Here is a 235-nt window from a genome sequence, read left to right as displayed (position 1 = left end):
AGTTCCAAGCCTTCACAAAGGCGTAATCCCATAAGGAGCATTTCATTTGCCTGTTGCTGAAGAGTTAATCGTTCTGTTTCAATACAACCATGCCCTGTTTTTTCGACTAATTCAAGCCACTGTTCGGGATTCTTTTCATTGATAGTGACATAACGTTCATAGTTTTCAATGTGTGATAAAGATGTTTTTGAAAAGGAGGTAGAATGATTTGGTATGTTCTCAATAAAACGACCGT

Annotated in this window: 1 pseudogene; it reads right to left on the bottom strand. The window is 37.4% G+C overall.

Annotation, left to right across the window (positions count from 1 at the left end):
• Nucleotides 1-235 (bottom strand): annotated as a pseudogene (locus ACFINC_RS11625) (coproporphyrinogen III oxidase); the annotation flags it as partial.

The sequence above is a fragment of the Bartonella sp. AP58NXGY genome (assembly GCF_042195785.1).
In the GTDB taxonomy this organism is placed as follows: domain Bacteria; phylum Pseudomonadota; class Alphaproteobacteria; order Rhizobiales; family Rhizobiaceae; genus Bartonella.
Note: the sequence above shows the minus strand (reverse complement) of the source record. Positions and strands in the feature narration are given on the sequence as shown.